General features: G+C 69.0%; 16 protein-coding genes and 1 riboswitch. Of the genes, 11 read left to right on the top strand and 5 right to left on the bottom strand.

Features of this window, described 5'->3' with window-relative positions; translation table 11 throughout:
• Entirely contained in the window at positions 1–597 is a 597-nt protein-coding gene (locus DKM19_RS17455) for a CDP-alcohol phosphatidyltransferase family protein (protein WP_110696605.1), read from the bottom strand.
• Positions 598–691: 94 nt separating this feature from the next.
• Positions 692–804: riboswitch (TPP riboswitch) on the top strand.
• On the opposite strand from DKM19_RS17455, the gene thiC reads away from it, so the two are divergent.
• The 10 genes from thiC (at position 797) to DKM19_RS17405 (ending at position 11314) form a co-directional block, all read left to right on the top strand.
• Positions 797–2530, top strand: coding sequence for a phosphomethylpyrimidine synthase ThiC (gene thiC, locus DKM19_RS17450; protein ID WP_110696604.1), 1734 nt, complete (start codon positions 797–799; stop codon positions 2528–2530). Its footprint overlaps the riboswitch before it by 8 nt.
• A gap of 70 nt (positions 2531–2600) precedes the next feature.
• Positions 2601–3209 (top strand): class I SAM-dependent methyltransferase, encoded by a 609-nt coding sequence (locus tag DKM19_RS17445; protein WP_110696603.1) that lies wholly within the window; start codon positions 2601–2603, stop codon positions 3207–3209.
• Positions 3210–3286: 77 nt separating this feature from the next.
• Entirely contained in the window at positions 3287–4468 is a 1182-nt protein-coding gene (locus DKM19_RS17440) for an acyl-CoA dehydrogenase family protein (protein WP_110705780.1), read from the top strand.
• Positions 4469–4536: 68 nt separating this feature from the next.
• Complete coding sequence (locus DKM19_RS17435; RefSeq protein WP_110696602.1) at positions 4537–4968, top strand: SRPBCC family protein; 432 nt, start codon at positions 4537–4539, stop codon at positions 4966–4968.
• 81 nt (positions 4969–5049) lie between these two features.
• Entirely contained in the window at positions 5050–6015 is a 966-nt protein-coding gene (locus DKM19_RS17430) for a helix-turn-helix domain-containing protein (RefSeq protein ID WP_110696601.1), read from the top strand.
• A 133-nt stretch (positions 6016–6148) separates the two neighbouring features.
• Entirely contained in the window at positions 6149–7360 is a 1212-nt protein-coding gene (locus DKM19_RS17425) for a hypothetical protein (RefSeq protein ID WP_110696600.1), read from the top strand.
• Positions 7357–7680 (top strand): nuclear transport factor 2 family protein, encoded by a 324-nt coding sequence (locus DKM19_RS17420; protein ID WP_110696599.1) that lies wholly within the window; start codon positions 7357–7359, stop codon positions 7678–7680. Before DKM19_RS17425 ends, DKM19_RS17420 begins: the two co-directional genes overlap by 4 nt.
• 24 nt (positions 7681–7704) lie before the next feature.
• Positions 7705–8214 carry a 2Fe-2S iron-sulfur cluster-binding protein gene (locus DKM19_RS17415; protein ID WP_110696598.1) on the top strand — a complete coding sequence of 170 codons (510 nt, stop codon included), beginning with the start codon at positions 7705–7707 and terminating at the stop codon, positions 8212–8214.
• Positions 8211–9200 (top strand): xanthine dehydrogenase family protein subunit M, encoded by a 990-nt coding sequence (locus DKM19_RS17410; protein WP_110696597.1) that lies wholly within the window; start codon positions 8211–8213, stop codon positions 9198–9200. Before DKM19_RS17415 ends, DKM19_RS17410 begins: the two co-directional genes overlap by 4 nt.
• Positions 9197–11314: a xanthine dehydrogenase family protein molybdopterin-binding subunit gene (locus tag DKM19_RS17405; protein WP_110696596.1), complete on the top strand. Its 2118-nt coding sequence runs from the start codon at positions 9197–9199 to the stop codon at positions 11312–11314. Before DKM19_RS17410 ends, DKM19_RS17405 begins: the two co-directional genes overlap by 4 nt.
• Before the next feature lie 71 nt (positions 11315–11385).
• On the opposite strand, the gene DKM19_RS17400 is transcribed toward DKM19_RS17405, so the two are convergent.
• The 4 genes from DKM19_RS17400 to DKM19_RS17380 all read right to left on the bottom strand — a co-directional run bounded on the left by DKM19_RS17400 (position 11386) and on the right by DKM19_RS17380 (position 17297).
• Positions 11386–13770 carry a discoidin domain-containing protein gene (locus DKM19_RS17400; protein WP_110705779.1) on the bottom strand — a complete coding sequence of 795 codons (2385 nt, stop codon included), beginning with the start codon at positions 13768–13770 and terminating at the stop codon, positions 11386–11388.
• Between the two features lie 980 nt (positions 13771–14750).
• Positions 14751–15533 (bottom strand): enoyl-CoA hydratase/isomerase family protein, encoded by a 783-nt coding sequence (locus tag DKM19_RS17390; protein ID WP_110696594.1) that lies wholly within the window; start codon positions 15531–15533, stop codon positions 14751–14753.
• Positions 15530–16444 carry an alpha/beta hydrolase gene (locus DKM19_RS17385; RefSeq protein ID WP_110696593.1) on the bottom strand — a complete coding sequence of 305 codons (915 nt, stop codon included), beginning with the start codon at positions 16442–16444 and terminating at the stop codon, positions 15530–15532. The genes DKM19_RS17390 and DKM19_RS17385 overlap by 4 nt, the downstream gene beginning before the upstream one ends.
• A 157-nt stretch (positions 16445–16601) precedes the next feature.
• Positions 16602–17297 (bottom strand): gamma-glutamyl-gamma-aminobutyrate hydrolase family protein, encoded by a 696-nt coding sequence (locus tag DKM19_RS17380; RefSeq protein WP_110696592.1) that lies wholly within the window; start codon positions 17295–17297, stop codon positions 16602–16604.
• A 488-nt stretch (positions 17298–17785) separates the two neighbouring features.
• Between DKM19_RS17380 and DKM19_RS17375 the strand changes: the two genes are divergently transcribed.
• Positions 17786–18901: a globin domain-containing protein gene (locus DKM19_RS17375; protein WP_110696591.1), complete on the top strand. Its 1116-nt coding sequence runs from the start codon at positions 17786–17788 to the stop codon at positions 18899–18901.
• Positions 18902–18929: the final 28 nt, after the last annotated feature.

Below are 18929 nucleotides of genomic sequence, written 5' to 3'. Positions count from 1 at the left end.
TCACCTCTTAAGGCGTTTGGCCTCGCTCATGAGCTGACGCACCTGTACCCAATACAGCACCCCCGACCACCAGTACAGACCTGTTCCCCAGATCGCGAGCGACCAGCCGACGAATTGGGCCGGATCTGCGTACCAGGCGTCGTAGCGGGCGAGGAAGAGCAGTGGGAAGGCGTAGAGCAGGTTGGCGGTGGCCGCCTTGCCGAGGAAGTGCACCGGCAGTGCCGGGCCGTACCCGAGGCGGCGCAGGATGAGGGGAATGCCCAGCAGCATGACGTCCCGCAGCGGGATCGCCAGCGCGAGCCACCAGGGGATGATCCCGCGCATGGCCAGGCCGAACAGCGTGGCCAGGATGTAGAGCCGGTCGGCCAGCGGATCGAGCAGGCGGCCGAGCCTGCTGGTCTGGTTCCAGGCCCGTGCGATCTTGCCGTCGAGCCAGTCGGAGAATCCCGCCAGCATCAGCAACGCGACGGCCCAGCCATCGGCCTTCGGGCCCAGTACCAGCCAGAGGAAGACCGGTACGCCGAGAAGCCTCGCCAAGCTCAACGCGTTGGGAACCGTCCAAATTCGATCTTCGGCTCCCGATGCTTCCGGATTCACCGATATGTCTCCCTCCCCGTACCTGATGGTGAGACTACTGCGTCGGCTGCGACCGGGGGGATGGCGGGCGCACAGGTGAGCGTCTATGGTTTTGATCAACCAACGCGGGAGCCCGGAGGACCGGGCTGAGAGGACGGCTACTGCAGCCGCCGACCGCCAGAACCTGCTCCGGGTAATGCCGGCGAAGGGAGTTTGCGCGATGACTTCCGCGCGTATTTCCAGCTTCAAGATCTATCAGGGTGACCTGCGCGTCCCCATGCGCGAGGTGCGCCTGACCAACGGGGAGACGGTCACGCTGTACGACACCTCGGGCCCCTACACCGACCCCTCTCACGCCGTCGACATCACCCGCGGCCTGCCGCGCCTGCGTGAGGACTGGATCCTGGAACGGGGCGACACGGCCCGGTACGGCGGCCGCCCGGGCACGCCGGGCGACGACGGCTACCGGGACCGGGGCGCCTGGGCCCGCGACCTCCGTTCCCTCGACGCGGTCTTCACCGGTGACGGCGACCGGCCGCTGCGGGCGGCGGGCGCGCCGGTGACCCAGCTCGCCTACGCCCGGCGCGGCCGCGTCAGCCGGGAGATGGAGTTCGTCGCGGTCCGCGAGGGCGTGAGCGCGGAGTTCGTCCGTGCCGAGGTGGCCGCCGGACGGGCGATCATCCCGGCCAACGTCAACCACCCGGAGAGCGAGCCGATGATCATCGGCCGCAACTTCCTGGTGAAGATCAACGCCAACATCGGCAACTCCGCCGTGGCCTCCACCATCGAGGAGGAGGTGGACAAGATGACGTGGGCGACCCGGTGGGGCGCCGACACCGTGATGGACCTGTCCACCGGACGCAACATCCACACCACCCGCGAGTGGATCATTCGCAACTCCCCGGTGCCGATCGGGACCGTCCCGCTCTACCAGGCGCTGGAGAAGGCCGGAGGCGACGCGGCCGGCCTGTCGTGGGAGATCTACCGCGACACCCTGATCGAGCAGTGCGAGCAGGGCGTGGACTACTTCACCGTCCACGCGGGGGTGCGCCTGGCCCACGTGCCGCTGACCGCGCGGCGCAGGACCGGCATCGTCTCCCGGGGAGGCTCGATCATGGCGGCCTGGTGCCTCGCCCATCACCGTGAGAGCTTCCTCTACGAACACTTCGCCGACATCTGCGAGATCCTGGCCCGGTACGACGTGGCGTTCTCGCTGGGCGACGGCCTGCGCCCCGGGTCGATCTCCGACGCCAATGACGAGGCCCAGTTCGCCGAGCTCCGGACGCTGGGCGAGCTGACGAAGATCGCTCACGCGCACGACGTCCAGGTGATGGTCGAGGGGCCGGGCCACGTCCCCATGAACAAGATCAAGGAGAACGTGGACCTGCAGCGCGAGCTCTGCGACGACGCCCCGTTCTACACCCTCGGCCCGCTGACGACCGACATCGCTCCCGGTTACGACCACATCACCTCGGCCATCGGCGCGGCGATGATCGGCTGGTACGGCACGGCCATGCTCTGCTACGTCACGCCCAAGGAACACCTGGGACTGCCGAACAAGGACGACGTGAAGACCGGCGTGATCACCTACAAGATCGCGGCGCACGCGGCCGACCTCGCCAAGGGCCATCCGGGAGCGCAGGCCTGGGACGACGCCCTGTCCGACGCCCGGTTCGAGTTTCGCTGGGAGGACCAGTTCGACCTCTCCCTGGATCCCGGGACCGCCCGGTCCTTCCACGACGAGACGCTGCCCGCCGCCCCCGCCAAGACCGCCCACTTCTGCTCGATGTGCGGCCCGAAGTTCTGCTCCATGAAGATCAGCCATGACGTGCGCAGGTTCGCCGAGGAACGCGGTCTGACCGACGCCGAGGCCCTGGAGGCCGGGATGAGAGAGAAGTCCGAGGAGTTCTCCCGTGAGGGCGGCCGGGTCTATCTGCCCGTCGAGAACCTCTGAGGACGCCTGACGAGGCGCGGGGGCGGGCGGCCGTGCCGTCCGCCCCCGCGCACCCTCTACCCTTCACATCATGACCAATGACACCACGCTCTTCCTGGGCCAGTGGCTGCGCTCCCCGGGGACCGTCGGAGCGGTGGCGCCAAGCTCGCGACGGCTGGCGGAGGCGGTGACGGCACCGGTCCCGCACCGGGGCGACCCCGTGATCGTCGAGCTCGGCCCCGGCACGGGCGCCTTCACGGCCGAGATCCAGCGCCGGCTGGGCGGCCGGGGGCACCACCTGGCCGTCGAGATCAACCCGAGGCTGGCCGAGTTCCTCGCCGCCCGGAACCCGAAGGTTGACGTCGTGGTCGACGACGCGGTACGGCTGCCGCAGCTGCTCCAGGAGCGCGGCCTCGGCAAGGCCGACGTGATCGTGAGCGGGCTCCCCTGGGCGGCGTTCTCCTCAGAGACGCAGACCAACCTGCTGAACGCCGTCATCGCGATCATGGGTCCCCACACGGCCTTCACCACTTTCGCCTACAGCTTCGCCAAGCGCCTGCCGCCCGCGCGGCGCTTCAAGAAGCGCCTGTCCGACACCTTCGAAGAGGTCGTCCTGGGCCGGACCGTGTGGGGCAACGTGCCGCCGGCCTTCGTCTATCACGCGCGCAGGCCTCACGGGCACGCGGGCGCTTCGGCCTGATCGGCCCCGCGAGACGGTAGAGCTTGATCGAACTTCGTTCTACGATTGCGCCCGCAATCAGAATGGAGTTGATCACGGTGGATTTCACCCTTCCCGAGAGCGCGCTCGCCGTCCAGCGCGGCGTCGCCGACATCTGCGCGCGCTACGACCTGGACTACTGGCAGCGGTGCGAGAACGAGAAGCGCTGGCCGGAGGAGGTCTGGGCGGAGCTGGCCAAGGGAGGCTGGCTCGGCCTGGCCGTGCCCGAGGAGTACGGCGGAGGCGGGCAGGGTCTCCTGGAGCTGGCCGTGGCCACCGAGACCCTGTCCGCGTCCGGCTCGGCCGGCGGCTCGGCGTTCACCTACGTGCTCACCCCCGGTTTCGGCGCCCTGACCCTGGCCAGGCACGGCAGCCCCCGGCAGCGCGGCGAGCTGCTGCCCAAGCTCGCCACCGGCGAGCTGGAGACCTGCTTCGCCCTGACCGAGCCGGACGCCGGATCCAACGCCCTGGGCATCTCCACCTTCGCCCGCCGCGACGGCGAGGAGTTCGTGGTCAAGGGTCAGAAGGTCTGGATCACCGGCGTGCAGCGCGCCACCTGGATGCTCCTGGTCACCCGGACCATCCCGGCCGCCGAGGCCAAGCCCCGCAGCAACGGCCTGACGGTCCTGCTGGTGAACGTCCCCGAGGCGGTCGCCGCCGGGCGGCTCACCTTCCAGCCGATCCCGAAGATGGGCGCCAACACCACCCCGTCCAACATGGTCTTCATCGACGACCTGCGGGTGCCCGCGGCGAACGTGGTGGGCGAGGTCGACCAGGGCGCGCGAGTGCTGTGGGACATCCTCAATCCCGAACGGATCCTGCTGGCCGCCTCCGCGCTGGGCGGCGCCGAGGTCGCCTTGAGAGTGGCCGTGCAGTACGCCAAGGAGCGCGAGGTCTTCGGCCGCCCGATCGGCGCCAACCAGGCCATCGCCTTCCCGCTCGCCCAGGTCAAGGCCAAGATCGAGCTGGCCAGGCTGATGCTCTACAAGGCGGCGTGGCTGTTCGACCGGCAGCGGCCGTGCGGCACCGAGGCCAACATCGCCAAGCTGACCGCCTCCCAGGCGGCCTGGGAGGCGGCCGACCACGCGTTCCAGACCTACGGCGGCATGGCCTACTCCCTGGAGTATCCGGTCGCCCGCCTGCTGGCCGACGCCCGCATCGGCAGGGTCGCCCCCGTCACCGAGGAACTCCTGCTGAACCATCTCGCCACCCAGGTGCTCGGACTGCCCAGAAGTTTCTGAGCCGGTTGCCACGCGCGCCACGGGGGAAGACCATTGAGCAGATCTGAGCGAGCCCAAGGGAGTGGTCGATGTCCGTCTACGCCAGCACCGTGGTCAACGCCCCCGCCGACGAGGTGTGGAGCTACCTGAGGGACTTCGGCAACCTGGCCGAGTGGCTGCCCGGGATGACCTCCTGCGTGATCGAGGAGGGCGCGGCCACGCAGCCGGGGGCGGTGCGCCGGATGGAGGGACCGGGCGGGACCTTCAGGGAGCGGCTGCTCGTCCTCGACGACGACGCCCGCTCCGCGACCTACGAGATCCTGGAGTCCCCGCTGGCGGTCACGAACTACCGGGCCACCTATCGGATCGCCCCCGTCACCGACAGCGGCCAGGCGTTCATCGAGTGGCAGGCCACCTTCGAGGCCGACGACGAGGCGAAGCTCAACAAGATCCTCACCCGCGGCGTCTTCGAGCCCGGCCTGGCCTCCCTGCACAAGCGTTTCCAGGACGGCCTCTCGTGAGGTGACACCCGCGATACCTCGGTGACCTGCCAGTATCGGTGATGTCATATCATCGAGATCGATGATATCGACGGATCTGCCATGACCCGGCAGCCATCACCGATGCGCCGTCCGGCCGAAATCTTCGCGCGCAGCCTCCTGGCGGAGCGTGCCCTCCCCGCGTGCCGGGAGCTGTGCAGCGGCAAGCTGGGCTGGCAGACCATCCTCGCCCGCATCTATCGCGACCCCATCGAGGCCGCGCAGTTCGCCACCGCGCAGTCTCCCGACCTGCTGCTCGTGCTTGTCACCAGCGGGGCGTACACGATCGAAAGCCGCAAAGGGCGATTCTGGCAGAAGGCGAACTACCACCCCGGGTCAATCGGTGTGACCGCACCCGGGAACATCAGCATGCTGCGCTGGCGCGCCGATCCCGGTCAGCGGCTGGAGTCTCTGCACATCCATCTGTCCGCGGACCTCATCGACGAGTCCTGCGAGGCTCTTGGCGTGAAGGGCCCGTGGTCGCGCCGGCTGCCGGATGCGCTGCTGCTGGAGGACCCTCTCCTCACCGCTGCGGGCCGGGCCGTCTGCAGGGCGCTGCGGCTTGGCGCCCCACCCCTGTACGCGGACTCGATCGCGCAGTTGCTCGCCACGCACCTGCTGTACGGGTCGGAGGTGAGCAGGAGGAGAGACGTCCATCCCTCCGCGCTCGGCGACACCGCGATGCGGCTTATCACCGATTACATGCATGAGCACCTGCATGAGGAGGTGAGCCTTGACGACCTCGCCGCCCATACGAACATCAGCAAGTATCACCTCCTGCGCTCCTTCGCGAAGGCGACGGGGTTCACCCCGTACCGCTACCTGGTTCGCCTGCGCATGCGCCGGGCCGCCGACCTGCTCCGGGACACCGGTCAGCCGGTTCTTCAGATCTCCACGGCGTGCGGTTACCGCAGCCCGGGGCAGTTCACGGCCGCCTTCCGCCGCCGGTTCGGGGCCTCGCCCACCGAGTTCCGCAGGCAGTTCCAGGGGGACCGCGCGGCGGACCCGGAACCGTTGTCGTTCCTGTAAGGCAATCCGGGGCCAATACCGGGCAATCTTCGGAGGGACGATGTAGGGCAAGACAGGCATTCTTGGATACCGTGCTTTTGTCCACTTATGAGCGAATTGTCCATATTTGTCCTGATACTTCCATCGAAGCGTCATGACCGAGGCCGGACTGACCGCAGCTTCCGGCGGTGCCACGGGTGGGTCCGAGCGGCTCCACGGTTACCGCAGGACGCCCCCGCTGCCTGAGCGCCCGGGGATCAGCGCCCCCGACGCTCCGGCCGAACCGCCGACCCGGCTGGGGACGGACCAGCCGCGGCTCGCCCTGCGCGGCCTGATCCTCATCGTGCCGTTGTTCGTCCTCCTCGCCTTCGGGGCGGGCGGCCCGGAGAGATCTCTGCAGACACTCGCGCCGGTGACCACTTTCGCGCTGCCCGCCATCGCGATGGTCGCGTTCTACTGGGAGGACTGGCCGGGAAGCTCGCTGCGGGCGGGCTGGGCCGGGCTGACCGACACTCTTCTCCTCGTGGCCGCCGCGCCGGTCCTCAGCGTCGCAGGGCAGGCGGTCGTGGCGGAGGTCGACCTGCCCGCGCTGTTCGGCTTCGAGCCGGGCGCCGGTCACGTGGCGATGTTCCCGCACACGATGCCCCTGGCCGCCGGAGCCTTCACGGTGATCCTGCAGCTGACCCTGGTGACGGAAGGCTGGCCGCTGCGCGGGCTCGGCCGGGTCCCCTCGGGCATCGTGGCACTGCTGGTCAGCTGGGTGATCGGGGCGGCACTCTACTTCACCCTGCTCGACGTGCACGGCGAACCGGCGACGACGCCGGGCGGTCTGCACGAGCTCAGCGGGCCTGTGGCGCCGGGGGCGTACGGCGCCTGGCTGACCTCGGTGGGCGCCTGGCAGCTGGTGTTCTTCCTCGCGCTGCGGGGCTGGCCCTTCTCCGGCATCCGCCGACGCGCCCCTCGCCTGCTGGCCGGCAACGTCGCGGTGATCGCCTGCGGGTGGGCGACCTACCTGATCCTGCGCCACGGGCTCGACTGGACCCCGAATCGGGTCTTCGCGGTCTGCGGTTCGGTCATCGCCGCGATCCTGGTGGTGGCGATGTTGTTCGAGGCGTGGCCGTGGACCCGGTTGTTCTCCCCCCTGCCCGGCCGTCTCTCCGTACTGATCACGGCGCTGGTGCTCACGGGCGTGCTGTACGGCGTGCTGTCGGCGGTCGCCCGGCACGCGCAGTGGTCGCATGAGAACCCGGACGACTGGATCGGATACGCCGTACTGAACGCGCTCGGCATGAGCGTGATCCTCCATGTGGCGATCTGGAGACGCTGGCCGGTGGCCACGGGAACGACGGGAAACAGGACCGCATGACACAGCAGACGCATCCGGCTGTCCAGGCTCTGCTCGACGGCGTCAACAGCGGCGACGCCGACGCCTTCATCGGGTGCTTCACCGAAGACGGCGTGGTGGACGACTGGGGCAGGGAGTTTCGCGGTGCGGCCCGGATCCGGGCCTGGAGCGACGCGGAGCTCATCGGCGCGCGGGCCATCATCGGCGTCAGGAACGTGGAGCGGAGAGGAGGCGAGATCATCGTCACCGCCCGGGTCGGCGGCACCGGGTTCAACGGCCCGAGCCATTTCTTCTTCCGTATCAGGGGGGACCGGGTGTCCCGCATGACCATTCGCGTCTAGCAGGCACAGGGAAGGAAAAAGACCATGGATCAGGAAATCACTCTGCGGGTGGACGGGGAGGAGCACACGCTCACCGTCGACACCCGTACGACCCTGCTGGACGCGCTGCGTGAGCGGCTCGGCATCACCAGCGCCAAGAAGGGGTGCGATCACGGACAGTGCGGGGCCTGTACCGTCCTGCTCGACGGCCGGCGCGCGAACAGCTGTCTCGTGCTCGCGGTGGCCGGCGTCGGAGCGGAGGTCGTCACGGCCGCGGGTCTGGCCGACGGCGACGAGCTGCATCCCATGCAGCGCTCGTTCATCTCCCACGACGCCTTCCAGTGCGGTTACTGCACCCCCGGCCAGATCGTCTCCGCGGTGGCGATGCTGCGCGAGGCGGAGGCGGGCTGGCCGAGTGTGGTGAGCGAAGACCTCGACGCCGACGAGGTCGTGCTCGACCACGGGGAGATCGCCGAGCGGATGAGCGGCAACCTGTGCCGTTGCGCGGCCTACGCCAACATCGTGCCCGCCATCGCGGAGGTGGCGCGGTCATGAAGCCCTTCGCCTATCAGCGCGCCGACGACATGTCGTCCGCCGTCGCCACCGTGGCCGAGCGGCCGGAGGCGAGCTTCCTCGCCGGCGGGACGAACCTGGTGGACCTGATGAAGATGGAGGTGCTGACTCCCGAACTGCTGGTCGACGTCAGGCATCTCGTCTCCCACCGGATCCAGGACCTCCCCGGGGGCGGCCTGCGGATCGGCGCGGGCGTGTCCAACAGCGAGCTGGCCGCCGACCGGCGGGTCCGGCGCGGCTACCCGATGCTGTCCCAGGCGATCCTCGCGGGCGCCTCGTACCAGCTGCGCAATCTCGCCACGGTCGGCGGCAACTTCCTGCAGCGCACCCGCTGCATGTACTTCCGCGACGTCACCATGCCCTGCAACAAGCGGGAGCCGGGAACGGGCTGCTCGGCCCGGGACGGCCAGCAGCGTGACCTGGCGATCCTCGGCGCCTCGAAGTTGTGCGTCGCCACGCACCCGTCCGATATGGCGGTGGCCATGGCCGCACTCGACGCGGTGATCCACACCGTCGGGCCCGCGGGCGAGCGGACGGTCCCGGTGAACAGGCTGTACCGGTTCCCGTCCGACGGGCCCGAGCGCGACACCGTCCTCGACCGGGGCGAGCTGATCACCGCCGTCGAGATCCCGGCGGCGCCGATCGCCGCCGGGTCGCGCTACCGCAAGGTGCGTGACCGCGCGTCGTACGCGTTCGCGCTCGTCTCGGTCGCCGCCGCGATCGAGGTCGACGACGGGGCCGTGCGCGACGTGCGCATCGCCCTGGGGGGCGTGGCCCACAGACCCTGGCGGGCGATCACGGCCGAGCGGGAACTGCTCGGCAGGCCCGCGACCGAGGAGAGTTTCCGTGCCGCCGCCGAGGCCGAGCTGGCCGCGGCATGGCCGCTGCCGGGCAACGCGTTCAAGGTGCCGCTCGCCCGCAACACCGTCGTCGGCATGCTGCGTGCCCTGACCGAGGAGGCACGATGAGCGGCCGCGGTGCGGTGGGCGCGCCCCTGGACCGCGTGGAAGGGCACCTGAAGGTACGGGGGGCGGCCACCTACGCCAACGAGTGGCCGGTCGAGAACCCCGCCTACCTGTATCCGCTGCTGTCGACGATCGCCTCCGGACGCGTCACCGGTGTCGACACGAGCGCCGCGATGGCCGAACCCGGCGTGCTGGGCGTGCTCACCCATCTGAACGCCCCCAAGCTGGCGTGGCCGAACGACCCCGAGGTGGCGGCCCTGCAATCCGGCGAGGTCGCCTTCCACGGCCAGTTCGTCGGCGCCGTCGTCGCCGAGAGCATCGAGATCGCCCGCTACGCGGCCGGACTGGTCACGCTGAAGTACGAGAAGCGGCCGGTCGACGTCGACATGCGGGCCGACCGCGACGACCTCCTCAAGCCCCAGCACGCGGCCATATTCGGCTCCCAGCCGGGAGACCTCCAGGACGGCTCGCCCGCCGACTCGGCCGTGGGGGACTTCGAGGCCGGCATGGACTCGGCGATCCACACGCTCGACGCGACGTACAGCACGCCGATCCAGCATCATCACCCGTTGGAGCCGCACACCAGCATCGCCGTCTGGACCGACGACGAGATCACGCTCCGCTGCTCCTCGCAGGGCGTCCACCTGCACCGGATGCTGCTGGCGAACGCGTTCGGCATCGACGCGTCGCGGATCCGCGTCATCTCCCCGCACGTCGGCGGCGCGTTCGGCTCGAAGGTGTTCCCCGTCACGTGGGCCACCCTGGCGCTCATGGGCGCGCAGCTGGTCCCCGGCCGGCCGGTGAAGTTCGCGCTCACCCGCCAGCAGATGTTCACGCTGGTCGGCCACCGCCCCGCCACCATCCAGCGGATCCGGCTCGGCGCCGACGCCGACGGCAGGCTCGTCGCGCTCGGGCACGACGTCGTCCAGGAGACGGCCAAGGCCAAGCAGTACGCCGAGCAGACCGTGGCGGCGAGCCGGTTGATGTACGCCGCGCCCCACCGGCGTACGACCACCCGGATCGCCACCCTGGACCTCCCGGTGCCGACGATCATGCGGGGCCCCGGTGAGGCGACGGGCATGTTCGCGCTGGAGTCGGCGATGGACGAGTTCGCCGTCTCGATGGGGATGGACCCGATCGAGTTCCGCGTCCTCAACGAGCCCGAGGTCCATCCCGAGTCCGGGTTGCCGTTCTCCAGCCGCCACCTGGTGACCTGCCTGCGGGAGGGTTCCCGCAGGTTCGGCTGGGAGCACCGCGCCCCGGCCACGCCGGCGCGGCGCGAGAACGGCTGGCTGATCGGGACCGGCGTGGCCTCCTCGACCTACCCGTCCCCTCGCCTGCCGGGGAACACCGCGACCATCCGTGTCGGCGCCGACGGACGCCACACCGTGCGGATCGCCGCCGCCGACATCGGTACCGGCACCTGGACGACGCTCACCCAGATCGCCGCGGAGGCGCTGGACGTCGCCGTCGAGGACGTGACCCTGCGGATCGGTGACACCGACCACCCCCTCGCCTCGAGCGCCGGTTTCTCCTCCGGCATCAACTGCTGGGGGACGACGATCCACGCGGCGGCGGACGAGTTGCGCGCGGCCCTGAACGAGAACGGCGGCAGGGTGCCCGACGAGGGCCTTGAGGTCACCACCGACATACCAGATAACCCGTACATGTTGCAGTACGCGATGTACAGCTTCGGCGCCCAGTTCGCCGAGGTCCGGGTGCACGAGGACACCGGCGAGGTGCGGGTGCCGCGCCTGCTCGGCGTGTTCGACGTGGGCCGGGTCATCAACCCGAAGACGGCTCGCTCGCAGCTGCTCGGTGGAATGACCCAGGGTCTGTCGATGGCCCTGCACGAGGCGGCCGCGATCGACCCCCGCTACGGGCACGTGGTGAACAACGATCTCGGCGGGTACCACTTCGCGTCCAACGCCGACGTGGGATCGATCGAGGTGCACTGCCTGGAGGAACGAGACCCCTACACCAACCCGATGGGTTCCAAGGGAGCCGGAGAGGTGTGCATCGTCGGCACGGCCGCGGCCATCGCCAACGCCGTGTACCACGCCACCGGCATCCGCGTACGCGACCTGCCGATCACCCTCGACAAGCTCCTTCGCTAGGAGCGCATCCTTCGGAGCGGCGAGATCCGGATCCGGCCGCACCCGCGTGCGACCGGATCCGGATCGAGGCGCTAGGCCGTGTAGACCTCGAACTCGGAGAGCTGGCCGGCGGGCCAGCCGGTGTTGCCGGTGAAGTTCAGCCGGACGTAGCGGGCGGAGGTCTGGGCGAACGTGATCGTCACCGTGTTGCCCGACGCGGGATTGAACGTCTGACCGGCCGGACCGGTGATCGTGGCGAACGACGACCCGTTGGTGCTGCCCTGCACCGACACCGTCTGCGTACGAGCACCCCACGCCGACGACGGCGGCAACCTCAGCACGATCCGGCCGATCGCCGCCGCCGAACCGAGATCCACCTGAACCCACTGCGGGAACGTACCGCCGGCGCTCTCCCAGTAGCTGTTGGCGTCACCGTCCACCACGTTCGACGATCCGTAGCTCTGCACATGGCTGCTCTCCGACGTCGCCCTGCCCCGCGCCAGGTTGGTGTTCGCCGCCGCGTTCGTGGTCACGGTCACGGCGCTCGACGCGGGCGAGGTGTTGCCGGCCGCGTCCTGCGCGGTGACGGTGAAGCTGTACGCCGTCGCGGGACTCAGTCCGGTGACCGTGTAGGAGGTGCCCGGCGTGGAGGCCACGACCGTGCCGCCCTGGCGCACCTGATAGCCGCTCACTCCGGTGTTGTCGGTGGCGGCCGACCACGAGAGCGACACGCTGGTGGTCGTCTTCCCGGTCACGGCGAGGCCGCCCGGTGCGGCCGGTGCCTGCGTGTCCCCGTTGCCGGAGACTCCGTACACCTCGAACTCGGAGAGCTGGGCGGCGGGCCAGCCGGTGTTGCCGGTGAAGTTCAGCCGGACGTAGCGGGCGGAGGTCTGGGCGAACGTGATCGTCACCGTGTTGCCCGACGCGGGATTGAACGTGTGGCCGGCCGGACCGGTGATCGTGGCGAACGACGACCCGTTGGTGCTGCCCTGCACCGACACCGTCTGCGTACGAGCACCCCACGCCGACGACGGCGGCAACCTCAGCACGATCCGGCCGATCGCCGCCGCCGAACCGAGATCCACCTGAACCCACTGCGGGAACGTACCGCCGGCGCTCTCCCAGTAGCTGTTGGCGTCACCGTCCACCACGTTCGACGGGAGGAAATTCGCGTTCTGGCTGCTCGCCGATGTCGCCTTGCCCCGCGCCAGGTTGCCGGTGCCGCCGTCTCCACCTCCTCCTCCGATCATGGGTGGGGTGGGTCGGGTCGGGGTCAACGCAATCTGACCCTTGAGCATCCGGCCACCATCACCGGTCAACCGCAGATAATAATCCGAAGAACACGCCGTGCCATCGGCATCCAACGCACGCATCCCGGAATTGGCCGGCACCATCGCCAGGGTCTCGGCGGTCTTGGCGATCTGATTGCCCTCGTTGAACTCATCGAACATGGAAATGTAGATACCGGCCGCGCCGACCTTGACCATGTTGTAGAACTGCCGCCACATGAAGTCACCGTGCGCGCGCTGGTTACCGGTCACATCGCCCGGCAGCACACACGGCTGGTAGTCGATGCCGTGGGCGGCGCAGTCGGCCTGATCAGGGGTGTTGACGTTGGCCAGAAAGCGGTCGGTGTCGGCGATGGTGCCGATCCGGCCGACCATCCAGGGGGAGATCATGTCGAAGGCGTGGTAGACGTCCAAGAACCCGGGGCGCGAATCTTCGTTGCCCGAGCGCCAGTGGGTGGGCACGCCGCCCATCACGTAGCAGCCTTGGGCCTTGAACCAGTTGATGACCTCCAGGCATGGGGCGGGGGCCCAGGGGCGTTTGGGGTCGTTGAAGCCGAAGCCCCAGATGCCGACGACGGGTTTGCCGTTTTGCAGGGCGTAGGCCGGGGAGGCGGTCAGCGCCTTCATTTTGGTGGTCCAGTCGGTTTTGATCTCCGGCTGCATGGTGGTCCAGTCGGTGACGTCGTACATGATGTAGAACTTGCGGCCGTTGGCCTCGGCGGCGGTGCGGACCTTGGTGGCCATGGCGTCGCGGGTGGGGCCTTCGCCGCCCATCGGGTTGAAGCGTTGCAGGGCGGCGGTGTCGATGTTGTTTTCGCGCATCCAGCGGAAGTGGGTGTCGACGGTTTGCTGGTCGTAGGAGGAGAACAGGGTGGCGGGCTGGCCGTTGTTGAGGTTGGCATACGCGGTGGGGTAGGTGTGGGTGTATTCGCGCATGTCGGGCCAGGCCACGATGGTGGTGTTGGTGGGGGAGGGGGGTTGGCCCATGTTGGCGCTCCAGTGCCACCAGCCGTTGATCGGGGCGCCATCGCCGGGGGCGGCGAACCAGCCTTGGTAGCCGACGGTGATTTTCCCGACCACGTCGCCGGGGGGGCTGGCGGCGGCGGCGTGGGCGCCGCTGGTGAGGGCGGATATCAGTTGGGATCCCGATACCGCGGCCAGGGCGGAGCCTGATACCACCGTGGTCATGAATTTCCGACGCGAGACGGCCACCTGAACTCCTTTGCTGGGGGGTGAGTGTTGTTGCGCTGCGCGGTTGTTACGCGCGGTCGGTCCGGTGTGCCGGGTGGCTGGGGGGTTGGGGGTCGTCGGGGTTGGTGGGGCCGGCCACCGCCGACCACACCCGGAACCGGTGCGTCCGGCCGCTACCGGCCGCGATCCGAGCCGGTGGACCCGTACGTTCCACGGCCCATCCGTCGTCGCCGCGTGCCGCGACGAACGAGTGCGGGCCGGGGAGAACGAGGCCTGACCGGACGACGGCGAATGGCCATCGGGTCGCGACACGGGGATCGGTCGTCGGATCGGCCGGGTCGCAAAGCCTCACGACCTCTCCTTCCGGACCGGATGCGCCCTGCCAGAGCAGAGACGAGCACCAGAAGACACGGAGCGGCACGCGTCGTCCCCGGCGCGACCACGGACCGCTTGCGGTCATCTTGGCAGGATTAGATACACAAACGCAATACTCCGAAAATTTCCCGAAATATACGGGCAATGTGCTCGCAAGAATTTGCGTCATCGTTCTGCAAATAGGAGCGTTCCAGAACGCAGGAACTGTCGGGAGTCGTCATCGCCGGACGCCTGCGGACGGCGGCGGATCATTTCCGTGCACATCGCCACTCGTATTTCCGGTCGGCCCCTGTCAGCCGAGAGCGGCGGGTGTGTCTTCTCCGCCGACCTTGTCCGTCGAAATTGGACGGGCGTCTCTCCTCGGGCAACCCCTCCGCCCAAACCGGACAGGCACTTCCTCCCGGCCGGCCCTGTCCGCCGAAACCGAGTGGGCGATTCTCCCCAAGCGGCCCATCAGCCGAAGCCGGACAGACGCTTCCTCCCGGCCGGCTCTGTCAGCCATAACCGGGTGGATGCCGCTTTTCCGACCTGTCAGCCGTAGCTGGGAGTGACCCCTTTCCTGCCGGCCCTGTCAGCCGAGACCGGGCGGGCGCTTATTCCTGTCAGCCGAAATTGGGCGGGCGCTTCTCCCGCAGGGCCCGTACGCCCTCCGCCACGTCCGGGCCGGTGAAGTTGAGGAACTCCATGGCCAGCGACGCGTCGAAGGAGGGCCCCGCGAGGCGGAGCCAGTTGTTGAGGGCGTACTTGGTCAGGCGGATCGCCTCGGCGGATCCGCCGGCCAGCCGGGTGGCGATCTCCACGGCCTTGTCGTGGACCTGGTCGTCGTCGACACAGAGGCTGACCAGGCCCATCGCCTCCGCCTGCTCACCCGTGACCGGCTCGCACAGCAGCAGGTGATACTTGGCCTTGGCCAGCCCGCACAGCAGCGGCCAGATGATGGCGGCGTGGTCGCCCGCCGCGACACCGAGCCGGGTGTGGCCGTCGATGATGCGCGCCGTACGGCCCGCGACGGAGATGTCGGCCAGCAGGGCGACGGCGAGTCCCGCGCCCACCGCGGGTCCCTGGATGGCCGAGACGACGGGCTTCGAGCAGTTGAGCACGTTGTAGACGATGTCGCGGGCCTCGGTGAAGACGCGCATGCGCGTGCCGTGGTCGCGCATCATCTCCTCGATCATCGACAGGTCGCCGCCGGCGGAGAACGCCTCGCCCTCGCCCCGGATGACCACCGCGCGCACCTCGTCGTCGCGGTCCACGTCCCGCCAGATCTCGGCCAGCTCGCGATGACCGGTCATGTCCACGGCGTTGAGCCTGCGCGGCTCACTGATCACGATCCTGAGCACCCCGTCGGCCACCCAGTCGGTCTTCAGCTTCTCGTAGTTCTTCAACGGAACGCCTCCTTGAGCCGTGCGGCTGCGTATTCGCGCGCCTCGATCGCCTGGTCGAAGAAGCCCGGCAGGCCGAAGAAACCGTGGATGGCCCCGTCGTAGCGCCTGACCTCGACCGGGACCCCGGCCGCCGCGAGCTGGGAGGCGTAGGCCTCGCCCTCGTCGCAGAGCGGGTCGCATTCGGCCGTGATCACCGTCGCCGGGGCCAGGCCCGCCTTGTCGGCGAGCCGGGCCGGGGCCAGCCTGGGGTCGGCCGGATCCCCGCCGTACTGCGCGATGAACCAGGCCATCTCGCCGGCGCCGAGCCCGAAGCCGGTGGCGTAGGTCCGGTAGCTCTCGGTGTCCATCGCGACGTCGACCACCGGGTAGACCAGCACCTGGTGAGCCAGCCGGAGCCCGGCGTCCCTGGCCTGCCAGGCGGCCACGGCGGCGACGTTGCCACCGGCGCTGTCGCCGTAGACCGCGATCCTCTCCGGGTCGACCTGGTAGGCCTCCGGGCGGGCGAAGACGTCCTTGACCACGCTCCACCCGTCGTCGGCCGCGGCGGGGAAGGGATGGTCGGGGGCGAGCCGGTAGTCCACGGAGATCACGACCGCCCCGTTGCGCACCGCCAGGTCCCGGCCCAGCGCGTCGTTGCGGTCCACGTCGCCGAAGACCCAGCCTCCACCGTGGAAGTAGACGATCGCGGGAAGCGCGTGGTCGCCGTCCTGGGGCCGGTAGATCCGGACCGGCACCCCCGTGGCCACGTCATCCCGGACCAGGGGCAGCGGCACGATCGGCCCCCGCTGCTCGGCGAAGGCGTCCATGGTCCGCATCTCGGCGATCAGCTCGGGCGTCAGCTCGAAGGAAGGAGTCGTCAGGCCCGTCGGGAGCAGCTTCAGGTAGGCCTCGGCCTGCGGGTGCAACGACATGACCGCACCTTACTCGTCGCGGGTCCCTCATCGTGGGAACCTTCGGGCAGAAGGCGCGTAAGCCCCGGGAGACTCGGGCAGGCCCAGCGGGCGCGGCGGGTCGGCGGGAAGGCGAGCCGGACGGGCGGCGACGGACCGAGGAACGGGGGCCGGAAGGTCAGGGCCGGTGACGGGAGGCGTCGATCAGAGCCTCCACGAGCCGGTTGTTCTCACCGCGCTCGGGGTTCCACTGCACACCGACGCCGAAGCGGTGCCCCTGGAGCTCGATGCCCTCGACGATCTGGTCGTCCGCCCAGGCCACGGCCAGCAGGTTGGTGCCCAGCCGCTTGACGGCCTGATGGTGCGGTGCGGCCACCTCCGCGCGGTCGCCCACCGCCTTGCCCAGCTTGCTCGACACGCTGATCTGGATGACGTGCGTACGGCCGGTCGAGGCGTGGCGGTCGTGGTCGACCACCGCGGGAAGCCAGGGAATCAGCGAGCCGCCCTGGGCGACGTTCAGGATGTGCATGCCCCGGCCGATGGCGAGCAGCGGCAGGTCGGCCTGGACGGCCGCGCGGGCCAGCGCCAGTTCGAAACGGTCGCGGTGGGGCTGAGGAGCCTCGACCCGATCCTCGGAGGCGGCGCCGTACAGGGTGGCGTCGATCTCACCCCCGCCGGCGAGGATCACGCCGGAGAGCCCGCGCGCGTAGTCGTCGATCCCGCCCAGGTTCAGCGGGGGCAGCAGCACCGGCAGGCCGCCCGCCTTCTCCACCGCCCGCGCGTAGGAGGGCGGTGACAGGACAGCCTCTCTGACCCATTTGCCCCAGCGGGCAGCCTCAAGGTAGGCGGTGATACCGATCAAGGGTCGGGACATACGTTCTCCAGGGGACCGTGCGCAAGGTGGCACCACCTGTTTCGGGCAGCACCCATCCCATCTCAGCAGCATCCCTATCATGGCGCACAAAATTTCGACTGGGTCACGTCTTCGACGTATCCGGTCTGCCGTTCGAGGCGTCCCGCCCTCGCCCCGGGCGAGGTCCGGCCCCGGCGACCGCCGGGGCGAGGGACATGACAAGGATATTCATCCTCAGTAAAACGGTAACTTCGGGCGAATGTGATTCTTATTCGCTTATCTCTGCCAAGACCGGCAAGGCAGTAACGGAAAATAACTTTCCAATTACGGATAGTTTGATTTCGCACCATATTGCTGAGAAACGGTTGTGACGTCTACATGGTGATGGAAGACTCAAATTCGAGCGACCAGGTGTGCCGGGGCCGCTGGTCACTCATCACCCGGAACCGTCAGGGAGGTGGATCTGCATGATCGGACTTTGATCCGATCAATTAGGGTGGGTTCGGTAAATGTCTTTGAATCCGCGTCTCGTCAAGGAAAGCTTCGCCGTCATCGAGCCCGTCGCGGAGAAGGCCGCGGCGTACTTCTACGGCCGCCTGTTCGCCGAGAGCCCTCATCTGCGCGGGATGTTCCCGCCTGCCATGAACGTCCAGCGCGACCGCCTGTTCAGCGCGCTGACCAGGATCGTCTGGAGTCTGGACAGTCCCGACAGCATGGCCTCATTCCTCGGGCAGCTCGGCCGCGACCACCGCAAGTACGGGGTGATCGCCGAGCACTACACCGCGGTCGGCAACGCGCTTCTGGCCACGATCAAACGTTTCTCCGCCGAGGCCTGGACCTCTGAGGTGGAGGCCGCCTGGGTGGCCGCGTACACCGCCGCCGCCAATCTCATGATCGAGTCGGCCGATGCCGACGCCGGTGTCTCCCCCGCCTGGTGGCTGGCCGAAGTGATCGACCACGAGCGCCGCACGCCGGACATCGCGGTGATCACTCTGCGTCTCGACCAGAACCTGCCGTACCAGCCGGGCCAGTACGTCAACGTGCAGACCGCACGCTGGCCGCGTGTCTGGCGCACGTTCTCCATCGCGAACGCGCCACGGGAGGACAACACCATCCGGCTGCACGTCCGCGCGATCCCCGGGGGCTGGGTCTCGACCGCCCTGGTCGAGCACACGAGGATCGGCGACGCCGTGACGCTCGGACCCCCGATCGGCACCATGACCCCCACCGGCTCCGGGCGCGACATCCTGTGTGTCGCCGGAGGCACCGGACTAGCCCCGATCAAGGCCATCCTGGAGCATGTGATCGCCTCGGGACAGCGTCCCAACATCCATCTGCTGTACGGTGCGCGCCATGCCCACGAGCTCTACGACCTGACCGACCTGGTCCGGATGGAGTCGGCCTTTCCCTGGCTGCGGGTGCTGCCCGTGGTCTCCGACCAGCCCGGCTACGACGGCATGCGAGGCCAGGTGCCCGACGTGATGGAACGATTCCATTCCTGGATCGACCACGACATCTACATCTGCGGCCCGAGCGCCATGGTCAACGAGACCGTTCGCCGACTTCAGCGGAACGGGGTGCCGATGGCCAATATCCACAGGGACATCGTTCAGGGCGAACCCTGAAGCGACCTCCGGAGTCGACGACTCGAAG

It is taken from the genome of Streptosporangium sp. 'caverna' (genome assembly GCF_003203775.1).
Lineage (GTDB): Bacteria > Actinomycetota > Actinomycetes > Streptosporangiales > Streptosporangiaceae > Streptosporangium > Streptosporangium subroseum.
The sequence above is the reverse complement of the archived record's forward strand: the minus strand, read 5'-3'. Positions and strand labels throughout refer to the sequence as shown.

What these genes read in the sequence shown, in the direction of transcription:
- DKM19_RS17425 (WP_110696600.1), top strand. Translation starts at nt 6,149, where the DNA reads ATGACCGAGGCCGGACTGACCGCAGCTTCCGGCGGTGCCACGGGTGGG.
- DKM19_RS17380 (WP_110696592.1), bottom strand. Translation starts at nt 17,297, where the DNA reads ATGTCCCGACCCTTGATCGGTATCACCGCCTACCTTGAGGCTGCCCGC.
- DKM19_RS17410 (WP_110696597.1), top strand. Translation starts at nt 8,211, where the DNA reads ATGAAGCCCTTCGCCTATCAGCGCGCCGACGACATGTCGTCCGCCGTC.
- DKM19_RS17420 (WP_110696599.1), top strand. Translation starts at nt 7,357, where the DNA reads ATGACACAGCAGACGCATCCGGCTGTCCAGGCTCTGCTCGACGGCGTC.
- DKM19_RS17430 (WP_110696601.1), top strand. Translation starts at nt 5,050, where the DNA reads ATGACCCGGCAGCCATCACCGATGCGCCGTCCGGCCGAAATCTTCGCG.
- DKM19_RS17405 (WP_110696596.1), top strand. Translation starts at nt 9,197, where the DNA reads ATGAGCGGCCGCGGTGCGGTGGGCGCGCCCCTGGACCGCGTGGAAGGG.
- DKM19_RS17400 (WP_110705779.1), bottom strand. Translation starts at nt 13,770, where the DNA reads ATGACCACGGTGGTATCAGGCTCCGCCCTGGCCGCGGTATCGGGATCC.
- DKM19_RS17445 (WP_110696603.1), top strand. Translation starts at nt 2,601, where the DNA reads ATGACCAATGACACCACGCTCTTCCTGGGCCAGTGGCTGCGCTCCCCG.
- thiC (WP_110696604.1), top strand. Translation starts at nt 797, where the DNA reads ATGACTTCCGCGCGTATTTCCAGCTTCAAGATCTATCAGGGTGACCTG.
- DKM19_RS17435 (WP_110696602.1), top strand. Translation starts at nt 4,537, where the DNA reads ATGTCCGTCTACGCCAGCACCGTGGTCAACGCCCCCGCCGACGAGGTG.
- DKM19_RS17375 (WP_110696591.1), top strand. Translation starts at nt 17,786, where the DNA reads ATGTCTTTGAATCCGCGTCTCGTCAAGGAAAGCTTCGCCGTCATCGAG.
- DKM19_RS17385 (WP_110696593.1), bottom strand. Translation starts at nt 16,444, where the DNA reads ATGTCGTTGCACCCGCAGGCCGAGGCCTACCTGAAGCTGCTCCCGACG.
- DKM19_RS17415 (WP_110696598.1), top strand. Translation starts at nt 7,705, where the DNA reads ATGGATCAGGAAATCACTCTGCGGGTGGACGGGGAGGAGCACACGCTC.